Annotated in this window: 17 protein-coding genes and 1 pseudogene; 12 read left to right on the forward strand and 6 right to left on the reverse strand. The window is 61.5% G+C overall.

All coding sequences use genetic code 11. The features are described from left to right. Positions 1-546 precede the first annotated feature (546 nt). The 5 genes from C4N9_RS22470 (at position 547) to C4N9_RS02910 (ending at position 6,119) form a co-directional block, all read left to right on the forward strand. Entirely contained in the window at positions 547-798 is a 252-nt protein-coding gene (locus tag C4N9_RS22470; RefSeq protein WP_425440790.1) for a ribbon-helix-helix domain-containing protein, read from the forward strand. After that, a complete protein-coding gene (locus tag C4N9_RS02895) occupies positions 785-1,951 on the forward strand; it encodes a DNA cytosine methyltransferase (RefSeq protein ID WP_109531806.1) in 1,167 nt (388 codons plus the stop codon). Before C4N9_RS22470 ends, C4N9_RS02895 begins: the two co-directional genes overlap by 14 nt. A 74-nt stretch (positions 1,952-2,025) precedes the next feature. Then, positions 2,026-2,970, forward strand: coding sequence for an Eco29kI family restriction endonuclease (locus C4N9_RS22215; protein ID WP_245902437.1), 945 nt, complete (start codon positions 2,026-2,028; stop codon positions 2,968-2,970). Then, positions 2,954-3,403, forward strand: coding sequence for a very short patch repair endonuclease (locus C4N9_RS02905; protein WP_168192099.1), 450 nt, complete (start codon positions 2,954-2,956; stop codon positions 3,401-3,403). The genes C4N9_RS22215 and C4N9_RS02905 overlap by 17 nt, the downstream gene beginning before the upstream one ends. A gap of 4 nt (positions 3,404-3,407) precedes the next feature. Further along, on the forward strand, positions 3,408-6,119 hold the full coding sequence (locus C4N9_RS02910; RefSeq protein ID WP_210403965.1) for a PIN-like domain-containing protein: 2,712 nt from the start codon (positions 3,408-3,410) through the stop codon (positions 6,117-6,119). A gap of 84 nt (positions 6,120-6,203) precedes the next feature. On the opposite strand, the gene C4N9_RS02915 is transcribed toward C4N9_RS02910, so the two are convergent. The 3 genes from C4N9_RS02915 to C4N9_RS02925 form a co-directional block, all read right to left on the reverse strand. Continuing rightward, the gene (locus C4N9_RS02915) at positions 6,204-8,660 is read right to left on the reverse strand and encodes an ATP-binding protein (protein WP_109531808.1); all 2,457 of its coding nucleotides are present in this window, start codon (positions 8,658-8,660) and stop codon (positions 6,204-6,206) included. After that, positions 8,657-8,866 carry a hypothetical protein gene (locus C4N9_RS02920; RefSeq protein ID WP_109531809.1) on the reverse strand — a complete coding sequence of 70 codons (210 nt, stop codon included), beginning with the start codon at positions 8,864-8,866 and terminating at the stop codon, positions 8,657-8,659. The genes C4N9_RS02915 and C4N9_RS02920 overlap by 4 nt, the downstream gene beginning before the upstream one ends. Before the next feature lie 105 nt (positions 8,867-8,971). After that, positions 8,972-9,595 carry a hypothetical protein gene (locus C4N9_RS02925; protein ID WP_109531810.1) on the reverse strand — a complete coding sequence of 208 codons (624 nt, stop codon included), beginning with the start codon at positions 9,593-9,595 and terminating at the stop codon, positions 8,972-8,974. Positions 9,596-9,724: 129 nt separating this feature from the next. On the opposite strand from C4N9_RS02925, the gene C4N9_RS02930 reads away from it, so the two are divergent. Beyond that, a complete protein-coding gene (locus C4N9_RS02930; protein ID WP_245902438.1) occupies positions 9,725-10,210 on the forward strand; it encodes a hypothetical protein in 486 nt (161 codons plus the stop codon). 21 nt (positions 10,211-10,231) lie between these two features. Here the strand turns inward: C4N9_RS02930 and C4N9_RS02935 are convergent, their stop codons facing one another. Then, the gene (locus C4N9_RS02935) at positions 10,232-11,680 is read right to left on the reverse strand and encodes a CBASS cGAMP-activated phospholipase (RefSeq protein ID WP_483875171.1); all 1,449 of its coding nucleotides are present in this window, start codon (positions 11,678-11,680) and stop codon (positions 10,232-10,234) included. Here C4N9_RS02935 and C4N9_RS02945 point away from each other — a divergent pair. Then, positions 11,644-12,357 carry a hypothetical protein gene (locus tag C4N9_RS02945; RefSeq protein WP_425440791.1) on the forward strand — a complete coding sequence of 238 codons (714 nt, stop codon included), beginning with the start codon at positions 11,644-11,646 and terminating at the stop codon, positions 12,355-12,357. The two genes, C4N9_RS02935 and C4N9_RS02945, sit on opposite strands and share 37 nt — an antisense overlap. 204 nt (positions 12,358-12,561) lie before the next feature. On the opposite strand, the gene C4N9_RS22065 is transcribed toward C4N9_RS02945, so the two are convergent. Then, positions 12,562-13,101, reverse strand: coding sequence for a hypothetical protein (locus C4N9_RS22065; RefSeq protein WP_210403967.1), 540 nt, complete (start codon positions 13,099-13,101; stop codon positions 12,562-12,564). Positions 13,102-13,148: 47 nt separating this feature from the next. Beyond that, entirely contained in the window at positions 13,149-14,027 is an 879-nt protein-coding gene (locus C4N9_RS22070; protein ID WP_210403968.1) for a hypothetical protein, read from the reverse strand. Between the two features lie 480 nt (positions 14,028-14,507). Here C4N9_RS22070 and C4N9_RS21780 point away from each other — a divergent pair, with 480 nt between their 5' ends. The 5 genes and pseudogenes from C4N9_RS21780 to C4N9_RS02970 all read left to right on the forward strand — a co-directional run bounded on the left by C4N9_RS21780 (position 14,508) and on the right by C4N9_RS02970 (position 18,545). Further along, positions 14,508-14,681, forward strand: a complete 174-nt coding sequence (locus tag C4N9_RS21780; RefSeq protein WP_210403983.1) for a hypothetical protein — start codon at positions 14,508-14,510, stop codon at positions 14,679-14,681. A gap of 127 nt (positions 14,682-14,808) precedes the next feature. Next, complete coding sequence (locus tag C4N9_RS02955; protein ID WP_425440792.1) at positions 14,809-15,354, forward strand: hypothetical protein; 546 nt, start codon at positions 14,809-14,811, stop codon at positions 15,352-15,354. Next, entirely contained in the window at positions 15,354-16,400 is a 1,047-nt protein-coding gene (locus C4N9_RS02960; RefSeq protein ID WP_109531813.1) for a DUF7146 domain-containing protein, read from the forward strand. The genes C4N9_RS02955 and C4N9_RS02960 overlap by 1 nt, the downstream gene beginning before the upstream one ends. A gap of 305 nt (positions 16,401-16,705) precedes the next feature. After that, positions 16,706-17,134: pseudogene (locus C4N9_RS02965) on the forward strand (hypothetical protein); the annotation flags it as partial. A 229-nt stretch (positions 17,135-17,363) separates the two neighbouring features. Beyond that, positions 17,364-18,545, forward strand: a complete 1,182-nt coding sequence (locus C4N9_RS02970; RefSeq protein ID WP_210403969.1) for an MFS transporter — start codon at positions 17,364-17,366, stop codon at positions 18,543-18,545. The last annotated feature ends 120 nt before the right edge of the window (positions 18,546-18,665 follow it).

Here is an 18,665-nt window from a genome sequence, read left to right on the forward strand (position 1 = left end):
GAAATTCCACGATTTGGGCTCGCTGGTCAGGTTGCCGCGGCGCTGCCAAGTTTGCCGCGCGGTTGCCGTTCATCCAGTGATGGAATGGAAATATTAATTATAAATATCAATGACTTGCGTTCGTTTGTGTGCAAATTTTGCACACGAAGGTTCTTGTATTATTTCCTTTTCGTTCGCGCGAAGGAGTACGCCACAGCGCTCTAATGCAGTCTAGGGCCTCAATTTTCGGGGCCTTGCTCTGCAATTCAGACCGATCTCATTAACCAGCAGGGCACCGTGAACTGCGGTCGTGCTCCACCGGATAAGCTGGAGTAGGGTTCCGATCTCGGCAACTCGCTCGCGGCGTCGCTGTTCCACGTGAGGACTTGGGCCTGGGCACCTCGGCGAATTCGCGGCCCATCGGGAGTCACACGACGAAGTGGCAAAATGTGCATCTAAGTTGTTTAGAGGCTATCCCCTCGCTCTCTCGCAAGTGGGTCGCCGGCCGTATGTTCTTTATTTGTTCACTTTCATCTGCTACCTTGCTATTTAGGAGCGCTTGGGGCAATGTGGCGGTGCGCCGCGGAATGCTGCGGATCACCGCGGAGGTCTCAAGTGGGCAAAGATGGTAAGGACGCCGAGCGCGTTACCACGACTTTGACCAGGACGCAGAAGGCCGAGCTTGATCGCCTTGCCAAGTCGCAGGGGGTGAAGGTCGCCTGGCTCGTCCGTCGCGCGGTCGAGCGTTATTTGGAAGAAGCCGCTGGGGGGCCAATGCTCCCGCTCGAGCTGGAAAGGGGCGAGGATGGAAAGCGCTGAACTCTTCGCCGGATGCGGCGGACTTGCTTTGGGAATGTCCCAAGCTGGTTTCAAGCATCGCCACATGGCTGAATTCGACCGGGACGCGGTGGCGACCGTTCTGCACAACAAGGCCAATGGCGTTGAGCATGTCCATGCGTGGCCGATGAATCTCCAGGACGTTCGGGAAATCGACTGGAGCGCGTTTGGCGCTCTGGACGCGGTCTCGGGCGGTCCACCTTGTCAGCCCTTCGGGATTGGCGGAAAAAAGCTGGGCCAGGCGGATAGCCGTGACATGTGGCCGGAGGCGATTCGCGCGGTGCGGGAAGCGCAGCCACGATCCTTCCTTTTCGAGAACGTGCGAAATATTTCCGGGCCGCGTTTCCGGCCTTATCTCGATTGGATACTCGCGCATCTCGAGCGACCCTCGATACAGCGTAAGACCAACGAGACGCACGATGAGCATCTCGAGCGGCTGCTCGCGTCACGAGCGAAGCCGGAATATCGGGTGGTGTGGCAGCTTGTGAACGCTGCTGACTTCGGCGCGCCGCAAATCCGGCATCGCGTGCTCATTTTTGGTATTCGCGCCGACATGGCTGTGGATCCGCTGCCAATGACCCCGTCCCATTCCCGCGACAAATTGCTCTGGGATCAGTATGTGACGGGAGAATACTGGGAGCGTCACGGCCTCAAGGTCCGAGCCGAGCCGCAATTGCGGCAGGACCAGACGAGGGTGGCGGCCTTGAGACGCGAGGGTCGGGAGCCCAAGGGGTTGCCCTGGGTGACGGTTCGCGACGCCCTTGCCGACCTGGGTGATCCGAATGGTGTTGGAAACCATGTGTTTCAGCCGGGGGCGAAGGTTTATCCCGGACATACGGGGAGCCCACTGGATCTGCCGGCGAAGGCATTGAAGGCTGGCGACCATGGCGTGCCCGGCGGTGAGAACATGATGGTTCGCGATGACGGCTCGGTTCGCTACTTCACCACTCGTGAGGCGGCGCGTCTGGTCGGCTTGCCGGATGATTATGAGTTTCCGCGCTCTTGGACGGAGAGCATGCGTCAACTCGGAAACGCGGTACCGGCGCAGCTTGGAGCGGCGGCTGGAAGATGGCTTTCCGGAATGATCAACAAGCAACGGCCGGGCGAATTGGATTCAAATCGGAAGGCGGCATAGTATTGCCGATGTAAACAGCCGGGGGCGAATCGCGACCGAGAGACCTCGTATCGGCAAACCGGGAGGCCTAATTTATGGTGCGTTCGCCGGATCGGACAGCGATCAATGAGCTGGAGAAGGCGCTGGAGGCGGTGCTGGCCGCCGCCGGGGATAATCCTCCTCCGGCTGTTGTTCGGCGTATTCGTGACGGGCTCGCCGCGCACGCGGAGGCCGTCGAGGCGGCGCGCTCATCCACCGATCCGATCCGAATGCCGCGCGCGACCTTTGATCCCGCGGACCCGAAGGCGATTGGCCGGATGGTCTCGATAGCGCTTCTGGCTCAGCCGTTGATCGCGCTCGAGGATATCCAGCCCGCCTATGGCTCGGGGGTGTACGCGATCTACTATCGCGGCGAGCATCCACTCTACGCCAGCATCTCGGGATCCGAGACGCCCATTTACGTGGGAAAGGCAGACCCAGCCAATCATGACGCGAGCACGGCGCGGGAGCAGGGCGCCAAGCTGACGGCGCGGCTCCTGGAGCATGCCGGCACCATCGGAACCGCTGAGGCCTACGCCGATCAATTGCCGGCGCATTTGTCGCCGATTCATCTGCGTGATTTCGTTTGCAGGAGGCTGGTCTGCGCGACGAACGCTCAACTGGTCGCCGAAAAGCATCTCATTCGAACATTCTGGCCGATATGGAACTCGGAGACCAAGGCTTGCTGGGGCATGAGCAAGCACGGGGACGCCGCCAAGACCAGGGCGAACAAACGCTCGCCATGGGATGTCGTGCATCCCGGCCGCGCTTGGGCACTTGATGAGCGTTTGGTGGACTCGCTAACGCCTGACCAAATCGGGCAGCGAATAGCGGAAACCCTGGAAAGGGTGCCGGTTCGCCGGGATCATGCCGCGTTGCTGGAGGAAATGCTGGAGGGCTTCCGACAGGAGGACGCGGCGATTGAATCACATACTCCCCCGGTTGGTGACGACGTGGAGGGGCCTCAACCAGACGAGGCTGGTGGTGCTGACGACGAGTGATACGCGGACTGCGCGCAGCGCCCAGATGGCGCGTATTCGGGCGCGCGACACGAAGCCAGAGATGCGGGTGCGCCGCGCGCTGCATTCCGCCGGGCTGAGATATAGGCTGCACGCGAAGGGGCTCCCGGGCAAGCCAGATATCGTTTTCCCACGTGCCCGCGTCGTCGTGTTTGTTCACGGTTGCTTCTGGCACCAGCATCCGGACCCGGCGTGCAAGCTCGCGCGCATGCCGAAGTCGAGACTGGAATTCTGGCGGCCCAAGCTGGAGGGGAATCGCGCGCGCGACGAAAGGATTCGGGCGGAGCTGGAGGAACTGGGCTGGGCGGTGATCGAGGTTTGGGAGTGTCAGACCAAGTCAGGTCAATTGGGACAGCTCGCCGACGAGGTGCGGGATATCGTCAGGGCGCGCTTGGCGGAAGGCAAGGACAGGTGAGGAAATGAACCAGGACTTCGATCTCACGCCGGACCCGAGGGTCCTACAAATGCTGGGCGAGATCAACCTTCACCAATGGCGTTGCCTGGCGGAGCTTATAGACAATTCCATTGACGGATTTCTGCATGCCGCCCGCTCGGGATCCCCGGTTGATGCTCCGGAGATAGGCGTGAGCCTTCCCACGGCGGATAACGAGGACGCCCGTGTTGTTGTCAAGGACAACGGGCCGGGTATGTCGTTCGAGCTTCTTGAGAACGCGGTGAAGGCTGGCTGGTCGGGAAACAGTCCTCTTTCAAGTCTCGGTCTGTTCGGCATGGGCTTCAACATCGCGACCGCGCGACTTGGGCTTGTGACCGAGGTTTGGACCAGCCGGGCGGGTGACCCAGAGGAGGTGGGAGTCCGGATCGATCTGAACGATCTGCGCGCCACCGGAAATTTCAAGGTTCCCAGGCAAACCCGGGCTAAACCGGATCACAATGCTCATGGCACCTCGATTGTGATCACCGGGCTTAAGCCGGATCAACGAGCCTATTTGGCGAGAAGCAACAACCAGAAGACCATCCGTAAGCATCTTTCGCGGGCCTATTCCTCCTTGCTTGGTAAGTCCGAGGCCGGAAAGATCCGGTTGATGGTTGGCGGCAGCCGGCTGTCGCCGCGCCGGCATTGCGTGTGGAACGAGGAACGTACTGTTTCGTATCCGGATGGAACGGTCGCGCGCGCCGTCGAGATGATCGACGTCAAGTTGGCGCCACGGCGATATTGCACTCATTGCATGCGCACTTTGGCGCCGAGCGAGGAGAAATGCCCCACAGGAAGCCCGAGTTGCCAGATCGTCGAAACGGAAAGGCGGATTCACGGCTGGATTGGCTTGCAGCGGTATCTGCACAACACCGAGTTCGGGATCGACTTCATCCGGAATGGCCGAAAGATCGAGATCTCGAACAAGGATCTCTTCTCTTGGAGTGACGGCGAGACACCGGAGGTCGAGTACCCCACGGACGATCAGCGGAACCGAGGCCGTTTCGTCGGCGAGATTCATATCGATCATTGTCGTGTCAGTTACACGAAGGACAGATTCGAGCGCGATGATCCGGCATGGAATGAGATGGTGCGCATCGTGCGGGGCGATGGGCCGCTTCGTCCGATCGTGGCCAAGCAGCGTGGATACGCGGGCAACGACAGCCCGCTGTACCGGCTATATCAGGCCTTCCGGCGCTCCAGTCCGCAGGGAAAAAACGGATTGTGGTCGCGCGTGCTCGTTGTCCGTGACAACGATCGAGCGCAGCAGATGGCGGAGCTCTTCGAGGCCGATGACCCGGACTATCTGACGGATGAGCGCTGGTGGCAGCTTGTCCAGGAGCAGGATAAGGAGGTTTTGGGGGACACGCCGTGCGATGCCGGCGAGACGCCTCTTCCGGCGGGCTTTGTCGACGACGACGCGACGCCGGCGGATGGGGAGGGCACCCCGCCTGAGAGTGAGCCTGAGCCGGAGCCTCCAGCACCACCACCTCCGCCCGTTCGTCATCAGTTGTATGAGCTCTCAAGGAAATACGTTCATCCGACTTTCCGGGTCGAATACGACGTCCAGGCATATGCGGTGGAGCCGGATGATCCGGACTTACCGAGCGGTCTTCCGTGGGTGCTGAAGCTCGATGATGTCGCCACGAGAACCTATGGTTTCCTCGTTGACGCTGCGCACGACGTGTTTCGGTCAACCACAATGACGCCGCTTGATGGTCTCTTGACGGAACTCACGCATCGCACGGTCGAGTTTCTAAGGGGGCAATCGCAGGACCCGTCTGTCGCGGGAGTCCTCGCTGATTTCAGACGGCAATACTGTGTCGATACAAGGCTGGATCCCCAGGAAATAATCGCCCTGGCGACCTCGGTGCTTGGCGACATCGCGCGGGCCATTCCCACAATGGCAGAGGTGTCCGGTGTGGAGCTCTATGAAGAGCTGGAGGATGGCGAGAAGGAGACCATCGCCCGGCGCATGGCGAATAGGGATGTGCCCGACCACAAGCCGGTCATCAAGGAGGGGCGGTTCTGGGAATACGCGGACCTTGAGTCCCTGCGAAAGCCGGAGCAGTTCACCGCGATCAAAAGGGAAGGAGATGATCGCTACAACCGGAAAATCCCGCCTGGCTATAAGGACGCGAAGAAGGATTCTGGTGATCTGGATAAGTTCGGTGATCTGATCATCTGGAAGGAGATGATGGCGACGGCGAAGGCCGAGGGCCGCCCCATCATATTCATTTCCGACGATGTGAAGGAGGACTGGTGGTGGATTCATAAGGGACGGAAACTTGGTCCACGTCCGGAGCTGATCGAGGAGTTCAAGGCTGAGAGTGGGCAGGATTTCCACATATACGAATTCAGCCAGTTTCTTCGTTTCGCCGCTGAGCGGCATCCTGAAATCAAGGAAAACCTCGGTCAGGTGGAGGTGAGCCTGCTCGCTGATGAGGAGGCGAAACGCAGATTGGACGAGCAGGCCCGTGGTGATGCCGAGCGCCTGCGTAACCTCGAGGACGAGCGTGATCAGATTGTCGGCGTATTGTCGGGTGCGCCTGGCTCATCCCGTGAAACAAAGGTCGCGGATCGTCCCACACTTCAAAGCCGGTTAAGTGAAATCAACGAAGAAATAGCAGCGTTGGCCGAGTCAGAAGACCAGGAGAAGACCGATGCAGGCCAAAGTGATACAAATGAGCGAGCCTGATATCGCAGCAGCCGGTGGCGCTCCCGGGAAATGGGGGATCGATGAATGGCGAGACCAATTGGAGAAACCATTTGTCGGCGGCAACTAGCCGCTTTTCTGTAGGAGATTCAGGTTCAGGGTGCCGCATCCGCACCGCAAGGCTTCCTTTTTGCCGCGGTCGGGTGCGACGAAATACATCTCGTTGCAGGTTTCGCAGCCGAACGCGCCGGTGAAACCCCGGAACGCGGAGACCACTGGGGCGAAGTCCTCTTTCTTGAGATCTGCCCATTCGTTGAAGTGGACGGCCGTGTTGATCTGCCAGGTTTCGTATCCAGTGTTGGTCTTGGCGACTCCGAAGGCAACCTCGATGGCGCTTATCCGCTCGACGACCTCCTTCTGGTTCCAGGAATTCGCGGCGACCTTGGCCTTTTTCAGCAGATCGCCCAGCGTACCGGTCGCGTTCGGGAGTAGATCGCCGAGCATGAATTGTGCGTCGCCCCGGAATTCAACATTGGCGCGCAGGCGATCGCATGCCTCCTTGGCGAAGTGCTCAAGGTAGTGCCGCAGGAGAGCGGCGGCGGCCCGAACGTCGTTCTTGGCAAGGTACCCTTCGAGCTCGGCCCAGACATCCCGATCATCCCACTCTGTAGGTCCAAATTCCACCGTCCACGTCCGGAAGTGGGCGAAGTTGCGGTCTTTGATTAGACCCTCCGACTTCATGTGGCGAAGCCAGATCTCGTCATGCGTCGTGAAGATGAATTGCGTGTTCGGGAATATTTCCTTGAGCAGCGTGCAGACCTGACGCCGGTGGCCGGCGTCGACCGACATGAGCACGTCGTCGAGGACCGCGAATGTGAAATTCGCACCGAGCAGATGGTTCATCAGCGCGAGGTACAGGCAAAGACCCATTCCGTCCTGATGACCCTCGCTGTGATACGCGCCCGGTGGGAAGTGGCCGCGACCATAGAAGTCCACGTCGAAGCCGAGTTTACCGATCGAGGGCATCAGCTTTGCCGTGAATGCCTTCTCATCGTCCTCGTTGATCTTACGGTAGTAGCTGGCGAAGGCGGTCTCGACGTCCTTGTAGATTTTCTCGAGCGCGGTCGTCGTCAGGGCGCCATAGCTGCTGAAGACCTTCGTGGCGCGTTCCGCGCGGACTTTACCGGCCGCGTGCTTCAGCCGCGCGGTTCGGTAGATCGCAAGCCGCTCCTGCGCGAGGACCAGGAAGTCGCGCGCGGCGTCCTGCTTGGAGGGTTCCGGTATTTCGGCAATCGCGGCCGCAAGCGCGGCCAAAGTTGGCTCCATGTCCGGGACGTTGTGAGCCGACGACAAGATGGCGCGCGTGTCGTTAAGCGGCAGGAGCTGTTGCAGTTGCTGGTATCGTCCACGGAGAACGGTCCTGAATTCGGCAAGCGCGGTGGCGTCGATCTTCGGCGAAAACAGACTGGCGTGATCGATCATGGTGTTCAAGGCCGTGCCTGCGGCATGACGAGCGTCGAGGATCGGCTTCAGTTCAGTTTCGAGCGCAACGCGCCTTTTGCTCACATCTTCAAGGTGCGCCAGCTTTCCGGCCAAGTGACCCGTGAAGTCGTCGGGCTCGAACGGCGTGTCGCACACCGGGCAAGCGGCCCCGTCATACAGCTCCAGCGCCGATGTCAGGAGGGATTCGCGTGATAGGCTGTTGAGGCTCTCGGCATCCTTTCCGAGCTCCGCGGCGTTGGCGTCAGCGGTTGAGCATGCTTGCTTGAATGGCTCTGTCTGGAGCGCGTGGAGCGCTTCTCGCAATGTCGCAAGATCGGCGGCAGCCTGCACCTTCGGCACGCGGCCGGGTGCGTTGGCGTTGGCCGTGGTCAGCCCGTCCTTGACCGAGGTGTTGGCGTCGAGGTCGGTCAACGGCGGGAGGCCGAGCAGTTCTCGGCGCGGATTGGCTGCCTCGAGGACAGAATTCTTGGTAAGTTGGGCTGAGTCGAGTACGGCGAGAAGGTTGGTGGTGGCATCCTTCTCTCCGCGCTCCAACCCCGGAAGGTCCTTGCTGCTGGCGTTGGCGATCTTCTGCAGCACGCCCCGCAACTTCTCAATGTCGTCGAGGCGCAGGAGCGATTGGACCTCTTTCGAGCGCTGTCCCGGCTCGGAGAGGACGTACCGGATCAGCTCGCGGCGCGAGAGCACGAACTCCGGGTGAAGGTTGACGCTCTCGAATGCGCCGATGACGTCCTTGTCGGCGGGCTTGATCTCCGGCGCATTCGCCGATTTCACAGTGCGCCGGATCTGGGCCTTCTTGTTCCCAAGAGAGGGGATGGTAACGTCGAGTGTGACCGACGCCGCCTCAGGCTTGTTACGGCTGTCAACGTGCGGACCGTGCGCCTTGACCGAGAGACCTCCGGTCCCGGCGCCGGCCAGGCGCGAGATGTTGCCCGTCAGGGCGAATTCGATCGCATCCACGATACCGCTCTTGCCGGTCCCATTCGGTCCGCAAGCGGCGAAGTTCTGACCCTTGAGCTCAAGCGTCAACTCTCGGATACCACGAAATTCCCTAATATGTATCTTCTCGATCCGAATCATGAGGCGTCCGAAAACAGAGCGGCGCGAATCGTGGGTTCCGCGAAGACGCCGTCCTCGAGAACAACCTTGCGTAGCCTGGGGGCTATTTCGCCGAAGCCTTCTTCCTTTTCCAGGGTGTCGAAGAACTCGCCAAGGATAGTGGCCGCGACCGACTTCACCTTTGTGGGCGGCTCGGCCGCCTCATCTTGATCTTTGGTTGTGTCCACGTTGTTTCCTCCCCGACGCAGGCAAAATAGCAGGAAACGTTGCTTGCGTCAGGGTCTCGCTCGCGTGTCGGACGACGCGGCGCGACGAAACGTGGATGCGCTTGATTAGGAATAGAAGCGGGCGGCGTCGATACCGATTTCGATGATCTCTGTTCCAAGGAAGCCGTAAACGGGCAAACCCGGAAAAGCGGCAATCACATCCGCGAGTGCGAGCCCAACCTGTCCGACAATTGGGCCAGGGTCAGGCATTGACCGGTCGTAGCCGGGGATTTCCGTGAAAGGGACCACCTTGGCGACGACCAGGCTTTCGGCGAGGTTGACGAATACTCCGACCGTATCGGCGTCCGTTACGGTCCATTCGTTATAGTCGCTTGCCTTGGCGAAAGTTTCCTCGACCGCATGCCGCGAGAATGGGCTGCCGGCCCCTGTCCTCTTGCCGGAGACTGGATCATAGGAGGTTCCGGCGTCATCCGGGCTGATGGATCCGATTGAGGTTGTCGAACGCGGGCACAGGATAATACCGATAGCGCCGAACGTGTTGGTATGAGCGGGCCAGATGAGCGAGCAACTGAGCTCCTTGCCCTGGTTGGCGCAGATCTCGATGGCGTTCTTCAGATCATCGGGAAAAAACAGGCCTCCTGCACCTTCGTCAGCTTTACCAGGCCGGGAGCAATGAACAATGAGCGCTTTGCGCGCCTGCAACAAATCAAGCAGTTCTTCTTTCGTCATAGAGCCACCGTCGTTCGGCTTCGGTCTGGTCCGTTAGTTGAAACCGTGGTGTGGTAGCCCTCCATTGTCGACATGAAAATCGGGAATATGGACACCGCTCATCGGCGAAGGTCGAACTAGGACGAAATCTTGGCCGAGCCTGACGCGGCGGTCGGTGATCTGAAGAAGGCATCCATGGATCGGCTCACCCTCAATTACGTCTGGAAGCAGAAATCAACGCCGGTCGTGCTGCGCCGGACCGGGCGTGGCGAGAAGCTTCGGGTGCGACTGCCATTTGCCGACGACAACCGGCAATGGCTGCGGAACGGCCGGCGAACGGCACCGGAGTGGATCGGTGGAAATCAAGCCTATTGGGAGCTGCCGAAATCCTGGTTCAACGACTTCGTCGATCGGGCGTTGCGGCGCTACGGCAAGGTCTACATTATCCAACCCTTTCGCGAGCAGGAGATCTGCGCGCGGGCCTGCCAGGAAGCTCGGGGGCACGAATGCCAGTGCTCCTGCATGGGCGCCAATCATGGCATGGGCAACGACGGTTCCTGGTTCGAGGTCTCCGACACCTTCTCGACCCGCTGGGGCGAGCGCGAGCTCGCCTGTCGTTTGCTCACAGCCCGGTAGGGATGTGTGCCCGATAGACATCTACGTCATCGGGCAACGGATGAACTGCTCGACCGCGCCGTCGAGAAACACCCGCTCGATATGATGCCCGGCGCTTTCGACGAGACTGCGTGCCATAAGCGGCAGCTCCCGGACCGAGCGCTGCACGTCATCCATCGCTATCGGTGCGTCGCTTTCCGGTACATCGATCCGCGTGACATTGTTCTTACCCACGAGCAGATAGGCTTGGCCGAGTGCATTTCGGGACTGTGCGCGGGCGGCTGCATTGAAAGAGCGCAGGAACGCCCAATCCTTGATACCGCCGTTGCGCGCCCGCTCATCCACTGTGAAAGTGGACTCACCCGTTCCCAGGCTCAGGATACGCACGTCCTCGCGCGCAATGTCGTAACAGGCAAGGGCATCGACCAGGGCGTTAATGACCGGATTGTTGGCCCAGATGCCGCCATCGATCATGATGTAGCCGTCGTCCTCGACGCCGGGGTAATAGGACGGGGCCGCAGTTGTGTGGAGCGCGACATGCGCGAACTTCTTGTGGCGGTCCTTCTGGTAGTCCGGGTGGTGCGGGGTCTTGTAAAGGAACGGCTCGCCGTGACGCCCTTCGAAGCTGGGGATTACTAGGCGTGTGGCGGCATCGTCGAGCACCTTGTCACCAAAGATCCGCAGCAATTCCTCCTTGAGAGCGGCCTGGTCGTGCTTCGGTTTGAACGTCCAGCGCAGCACCCTCGACACCTTGCCGAGCCCAGCCGCCGGCGGAAAGATGCGCTCGCCGCGCTCAAGATAGATGTTCAACGCCTGTCGGGCAGTCATTCCGTGAGCAAGGGCGAGCGCGATGATACCGCCGGTTGAGGTGCCGGCGATCATGTCGAAGTGATTGGTGATGGAAGCGCCGCCCAGGAAGCGGCTTTCGATTTCGGCCAGCACCGCTGCGGGGAAGACGCCGCGAATGCCTCCACCGTCGATGGAGAGAATCCGGAACGGGCGGCCCTGGGGCCACGGCTGCTTCAGACGGGCGTGCTGAATGGTGCCGTCCGATCGTCGCGGCGGAACATGGTTCATCCTTCTGTCTCCCTTGCCTCGCCGAGGTCCTGTCCGGCGTGGCGTCCGCCCGCCAGTCCAACGCCCGGTCATCAACCAAAGTTCGTAGCAAGCGAGCCAGTCGAGCGCCCAAGGGACGGTCGTGCTCGCGATTGTCATCGCCGCTGTCCATTCCCTTTCGCGGGGGTCGAACAGGCAAATGGTGGGATCCTCCGCCGGCGGATAGACGTGGGGCAGTTGCCCCTCGGAATTGCCGGGCAACCGGACCAGTTCGGGTGAGAGCACCCGCACCTCTGGGAACGAGCCGACCTCATAGCGGATCTCCAGCGAGTAGCTCGCATATTGCGGCCGCACGCTCCCCACCCAGTGCGCGGACTGCGCACGGCGGTCGATCCGCCGTGCTGCGAACCGCGGCCACGGATTGCTTCCTGCCACAGTCCACCAAGGGCTGTCTTGAAGCCCATGTCCGGGAGGTTCACTTCCCGGCGCAGGCGGAGGATCTGGGCGAGAGCGCCTCGGCCCGGTCCATCACCGAGCGGCACGAACGCTGGGGCGATCACATCCCGGCCGATGACGGGGCGCTCTGGGACTGGCTGGAGGGTCACGACGACGAGACCCGCATGGAACTGCTCGCCCATTGCGTGAGCTTCGGTGTCAATGCGCTTTACGAGAAGCCCAACCCCTATAGCGGCATGGGTGTCAGCCAGCACGGGCTGGATGTGCGTCTGTCCCAGGCCGACCGGCTGGCGCGGGCGACCGGCCTCGACATGGTGGCCGTTGGCTGGCGGCCGACCGTCGGCAACTATCTTGGCCGCGTGACCAAGCCGCGCATCATCGAGGCGGTGCGCGAGGGTGCGGGCGAACGGGCGACCCAGCTCATCGACCACCTGAAGAAGGGCGACATGGCGAAGGAGGCCGAACGCCTGCTGGCCGAGACCGGCTGGTTGCCCGAACCGCTGCGCATGGACGATCCCGGTCCCGAAGCTGACACCGCCGCAAGTGTCGAAACGGAGACGGACGATCTGCCGGACTTCCTGACCGCGGATGGTGAGAAAGAGGAAGATCCGACCGAAGACGAGGACGAGGCGCGGCACATGGTCGCCGCGGAATGACATTCGCGCGGGGCGGCCCCGGCCGCCCCGTCGTTTCTGCTCGGCCAGCGCCATCACCTTGCCAACCAATCGATGCGTTTCCGCAACTCGCCCGGTCTTCGTGACCGGGCTTCTTTCTTTGGTAGGATAGCGGGACAACGCGGACCTTGCCCGACCACGCCCACGATCCGCTTTCGCAGGCATTCGCGAGGACCGGCTGCGGCGCTAGCCCTGGTTCGCCTCGTCGGCACCAATCTTCATGATAAGCGTCTGCGAACTCAGGACGGGCTCCCCGGAAGAATAGGACACATGCTGGCCATCCTCGAAGAAATGTTGGGTGATGCCGGTGAAGACGTCCTTCCGCAATGGATGCTTGGCCTTTGGGTTGTGGAATAGCTGCAACTCATCTGCCCAACCCTCAGAATAGCCGTCTGCCGCAATCTCTTCAGAAAAGGGGCGCCCATGAGCAGCATTGGGGTCGGGGTCCACACGTTGGCCCACCCGGAAGTAGCGGTAACCCGGGGCATCAAAACCAGCAGCAACACCCATCCGGTCGAACTTCGCGAGTGTCCCTGCGTTTGAAAAGAGGACCGCCGAGACGTTCTCGGCGCCGGGCAAATCGAAGAAACCAGCAGGCACAACCTTGCCGTTGTAGGTGAAGCTCTCCACCGGCACAGCACGGATGACAAGCGTGCCGTCCAGCACCTCCCAGTCGACACGACTGCCGTAGAGGTACGGCCAGATCGCCGACTGCGTGTACGTCATCGATCCACCTTCGCGGTCGCCGACGCCGCCCGACTTGTGGAAGTCAGCTATGGCGATAACGAATGGCTTCCCGGCGGTCGCGCCACGCTCCCAGTAGCTTTCGCCGGCTGCGTTCTTTTTGTTGAGCTTGTTTTTAGGCTCGAACCGAACTTCATTGGCATGTAGTCGGCAAGAAAAGCGCGCATCTCTACTGGGGTCTTTGGATCCGGGTGGTTCACCAGGGCGCCGGATGTGGACGCCGTGACCGTGGTCGCCTCGACCGTGAACTCAACCCTGGGAGCGCGACAGAGGAAATCAGGCGCCTCGGGCTGGGTGATGTCGAAGCCCATCTCGCGCAGCGCCGACCACAGGTAGACTTCCCAGAGACGTTGGTCGAACTGCTTGAACTGGAACTCGCTGACGAAATGTGGGTCGCTCGGCGTCAGCCAAGGGCCGATCTCCCTGAAAACAGCACGGGCAGGCGCACGACTGGGTTCATCAAGGAGTACCCGGAAGTGCGGGTGGAGCCTCTCGGGATCCGTGCCTGGCGGCACGTCGAGCAGGTTCGTCGCGTAATTGGTCTCGTCGTCCTGATGGCCGAGGGCGGCAAAGTCGCCATCCTCGACGGCTTTTGCGATGCGCTGTCTGAGTCCAACTGTGGCGTACTCGGGAGAACGCAGGCTGACGGCGAGGTCGACGCTTCGAAAACGCCCGAGGCGATCGCGAGCGAGAAGGATCCAGCCGTAGTCGTCATCCGTGGTGTCGCGAAAGACCAAGCCGAGGACACGCTCCTCCTGGTCGCTCCAGAAGGAAATCTCCTCGGACATGTACCGCGTTGGCGACATTCGCGTGCCGATAGCGAAAACGTTGAAGCGCGCCCGCGACATCGGACGGCTGAGCTTCTGGCGCTCTTCACGGATTCGGTTCTTTTGCTTCGCTTGGCCCATGATGAACTCAGAGTCGTAGGTCACTAGAATAGGCGCAGGATGGAAACGTCTTCCCGCGCCCCTCGGCGATGGAAGGCCTGCTCCTGGCAGCGCAAGCGCCACACGTCACTTTGATAAGCCGAAATGTCGAGAAGTGATACAGACACTCGTTGCGTTAGCGGCATCGGTTAAAGTGGGCTCTCAACGCCGTGAATAGCTCCATTTCCAGCCTCACCATGGCGCCTTCCAATGGCACCGCGCGGCATTGGATGCGGTCATCGGCCTGAAGGAACGCTTCCCGACATCACCGCGGCTGCAAGGCAAGCGCGGCGAGGCACCTGCGACGGGTAGCCGACTCCTGCCAGATGCAGAGCACCACCCCCGCTTCCATTCGCGAACCTTGGTCTGATCCGCCTCTTTGCATTCAACCCCAAAGGGTCGGCTTGACGCTATGCGTGCCGCCCTCGCGGATTCGGGGCAGGCCCGAACGCACGAGGGTGATTGCAGACCGAAGCCAGCCGGTTGCGCGGCATGGCTTTCTCGGCCTCAGGTGATGGCGATCACGCGTCCGCCCGCGACCTGCGCCTCCGTGCCAGCCTGCTGGAGGCGCTGCTGGTCGATCCCTTCTGGCGCGAAACCGCGGCTGATCTGCTTAGCCTGCCACGAGCCGCCTGAGCGCGCCCCGGTTCAACAATCCGGCCCGGTCTCGCACCGGGTTTTTCACGTTTCAGGAGCCTGACATGGCCGACTATTTCACACACTTTTCCTGCTTGTTCGCTGTGGGCACATCCCCGTGCGCATGATGGGTGAGACCCGTTGGCAAGAGGCCGAACGTGCAGACTTCGCGTCGGCCTGGACTGCCGAACTGGCGGAAGTCCCGGAGTTCACCGACAGCACACTGCATATGGTGACGGGGCTCTTGCTGCCGATCTGGAAGTGCCTGCCGCAGGAGTCTTCCCGCGTCTATCGCTTTCAGACCGACGAGGGTGAGCGGATCATCGGTCGCCGCTTCTCGCCGGCATGGGCGGCGAATGCTTTGGCGAGCGGTGTTTCCGCCGGTCTGACCCCCGATGCGGCCTATGCCGCATTGATGGAGGGCCGGACGATTCTCGATCTGGCCGAAGGTCTGCAGCTGCGCCGCACCCGCGTCATGGGCGCGAACCGCATCGAGCTTTCGGGTTTCACCGACGCGATGCGGGAGCGCCTGCGCGCCTATGGCCTCTTCAGCGAGATCATCTCGTGGCGGCTGCGCTTCTTCGTGCCGGTCGATGCTTCCGGACCGGAGATTATCGGCAAGCTCCTCGACCGTTACCCGGTCGAGCGCATCTCTGAGCGGGAGGCCGCGTAATGGCGCGTCTCAATGCCACCGAACTGGCGCAACGTCTCGGCCGACAGGCCGAGGCGGTGTGCCGCTATTATCTCTCGAACGGGCGCAAGCAGGGCAATTACTGGCAAGTCGGAGACGTGCGCAATACGCCCGGCCGCTCCCTGTTCGTCCGCCTCACCGGGTCCGCCTCGGGCAAGGGCGCTGTCGGAAAATGGACGGATGCCGCAAGCTCTGAACATGGCGACCTGCTTGACGTCATCCGCGAAACCCTCGGCCTGGTCGATTTTGCCGATGTTGCCGAAGAAGCCCGGCGTTTCCTCAGTCTGCCGCGTCCAGAGCCCGAACCACCGACGCGCCGATCCCGAACGCCTCCGGCGCCATCCGGTTCATCGGAGGCGGCGCGAAGGCTCTGGCGCATGACTGAACCATTGACCGGCAGCGTCGCAGAAACGTATTTGCGCGGGCGCGGCATTACGGATTTACGTGGAACCGGAAACCTGCGCTTTCATCCGAACTGCTACTGGCGGCCCAAGGATGATGGCCCGACGGAAACCTGGCGCGCGCTGATTGCCGCTGTCACCGACCTCGACGGCAAGATTACCGGCGCGCATCGCACCTGGCTCATGTGCGACGGCTCCGGCAAGGCGCCCCTCGATCCGCCGAGAAAGGCGATGGGCGACCTGCTCGGCAACGCCGTCCGGTTCGGATTGGCTGAGGATGTCGTGGCAGCGGGGGAAGGCATCGAGACCATCCTGTCGCTGCGGCAGGCAGTGCCGATGGTGCCGATGCTGTCCGCGCTCTCGGCCGGGCATCTCGCTGCTGTCCTTTTCCCGCCGCATCTGCGCAGGCTCTATATCGTCCGCGACAACGATCCGGCAGGCGACGCCGCACGGGACAGCCTGGTGGACCGGGCCATCGAGGCCGGGATCGAGGCCATCACGCTCTCGCCAATGCTGGGAGATTTCAACGACGACCTCGTCAGCTTCGGCCTGGAGGCGCTTCGGGCGCAGATCCGGGTGCAGATTGCCCCTGAGGACGTCAGCCGTTTCATGTCACGCGCGCAATAGCCAGAGAGGGCCGTGATCTGGGACAAACGATCCCGCCATGGGCAAAGGATTGCAGCACCTCGGCAAGAGGAACGCGCCTTGGCCTTCTGAGAGGGCGAGCGGCCCACAAGCGCTCCGGCCCGGCAATGGCGGCGCCCGACTGATTTCCGTCGGCGGCGGAGGCTCCTTTACAGCGCGAAACAAATCAGCCGGGCTTTGCCATCAAGGCCCTCGCAAAGAGCTCGGGCTGTCAGACCGGAGCGCCCGTGGGCTTGTCGTCGCCATGAAGGCCGCGACGGTCGCGGTCCAGCCGAAGGACACATCCCATGTATGCCCATGACGAATTCGAACCCGATCACAGCACATCTCCCACTGGCCATGTCATTGAAGCGCTCGAACTCTATGGCTACCGTCCAGCCGAGGGCGAGGCCGATCCACGGATCACGCCCGAGGACACCGCCATCCAGGGCGCGGTTGCCGACATCTTCGATGCTCTGATTTCCACCATGGCCGACACCAGCCTCGATTTCGACCTCGACGAGATAATGTGGTCCACCGTCAACACCTTCCACCGCGCCGTGGAACGGATCGAGATCAAACTTGATGACAATGAGCAGGCCCAGAAGCGCCTTCAGCGCGAACAGGACGGCAGCGAAGTCAAATCCGTCCAGCTGGAGACCCTGATCGGCATCGGCCAGAACCTGATCGAGCGTCGCGACAGCATGGAGACTTTCCGCGACGCTGCCGCCGACCTCTAGGGCATCAATCGTGGGGGGCATACCGCCGATTTGCATCCATCGCGCGGCTCTTCGAAATGGAAGCGCACCGCGCCTGGCGCCAAGCTCAGCCCTCTGCAGAAAGCTTGATGTTTCCGTCCCTACCGACCTCAGCAAAGGTGCGTTGCGTCCCGCAGGAAGCGGGCAAGATTAGAAAATCTCATTCTCTCGGCAAGAGACGTCAGTTGTGCGAACAAGGCCGTAGTGCATGTCTGATGCTATGCAAACAGGCCGTGTCCGTTCCGAACATCTATCCGCCGCTCTGATCCGCCTTCTGGCAGTTGGTGCCGGCGCGGCCGTCGCCAACAGCTATTATAATCAGGCTTTCCTCGGCCATCTGACAGCCGATTTCGGGCTGACGGCTGGCACCGCCGCCATCGTGCTCGTGCTGACGCAAGCGGGCAACGCGCTTGGGGTGCTCTTCCTCGCACCACTCGGGGACCGCCTCGAGCGTAAGTCGCTTATCCTCGTGACCATCGCCGCCCTCGTGGCGGCGCTGATCGGTGCGGCTGCCTCACCCGGCTTCGTGTGGCTCGCTGTTGCTAGTTTCGCGGTCGGCCTGTTCGCCACGGTCGCCCAGCAGATCGTGCCGCTCGCCGTGCATCTGGCTCCGCCCGACAAGCAAGGTCGTGCACTCGGCACGGTAACAGGTGGCATCCTGATCGGTATTCTGCTTGCCCGCACGGTCAGCGGCATAGTCTCGGACCTTTGGGGATGGCCTTACGTCTTCTGGCTGGCCGCGGTGGTGATGAGCATTGTCGGCGCGGCGCTGGCGCGTTGGCTTCCGCGTGCGATGCCGACGACCAACTTGGGTTATCTGCGCCTGCTTGGCTCTATTTGGACGTTGGTACGCAAGCATAGCGTTCTCCGGCGCGTGGTCTCGGTGCAATTCCTGATCTTTGCGGCTTTCATCAGTTTTTGGTCGAACCTCGCGCTTCTGATGGCTGAGCCCCAGTATGAACTCGGAGGAACAGCTGTAGGTCTTCTGGCGCTTGTCGGTGTCGTCGGTGCACTTGCCGCGCCTATCGCAGGCGGTTTCTCAGACAGGCGTGGGCCCGCCATGGTTGCGTCGATGGGCGCGGGGCTCGTGATACTGGCCTTCCTCATTTTCGGGCTCTGGCAAGATTCTATTATTGGGTTGGTCGCCGGCATCGTGATCATGGATCTCGCTGTGCAATCCTCCCAGGTTGCCAACCAGTCGCGCGTCTATGCACTCGATCCGAACGCGCGCAGCCGGCTTAACACCATATTCATGGCAACCATGCTCGCTGGTGGCGCGGTCGGAGCCGGCATTGGTGGTGCTGCCTATGCAGCATGGGGCTGGAGTGGCACATGCGCTTTAGGCGCCATCTCGGCTGCCTTGGCGCTGCTGTTGTCGTGGAAGCCCTAATTCGAGGCGTTGCAAAAAATGCCCGCCTCGATCAACCTGGCGGCCGGGCGTTTACCCAGACGGCCCAAGCGTCATGTACCCAACTCGTCGCGCGCCATTGCCACCCCGTCGAGGAACTGG

It is taken from the genome of Pararhodobacter marinus, from assembly GCF_003122215.1.
Taxonomy (GTDB): domain Bacteria; phylum Pseudomonadota; class Alphaproteobacteria; order Rhodobacterales; family Rhodobacteraceae; genus Pararhodobacter; species Pararhodobacter marinus.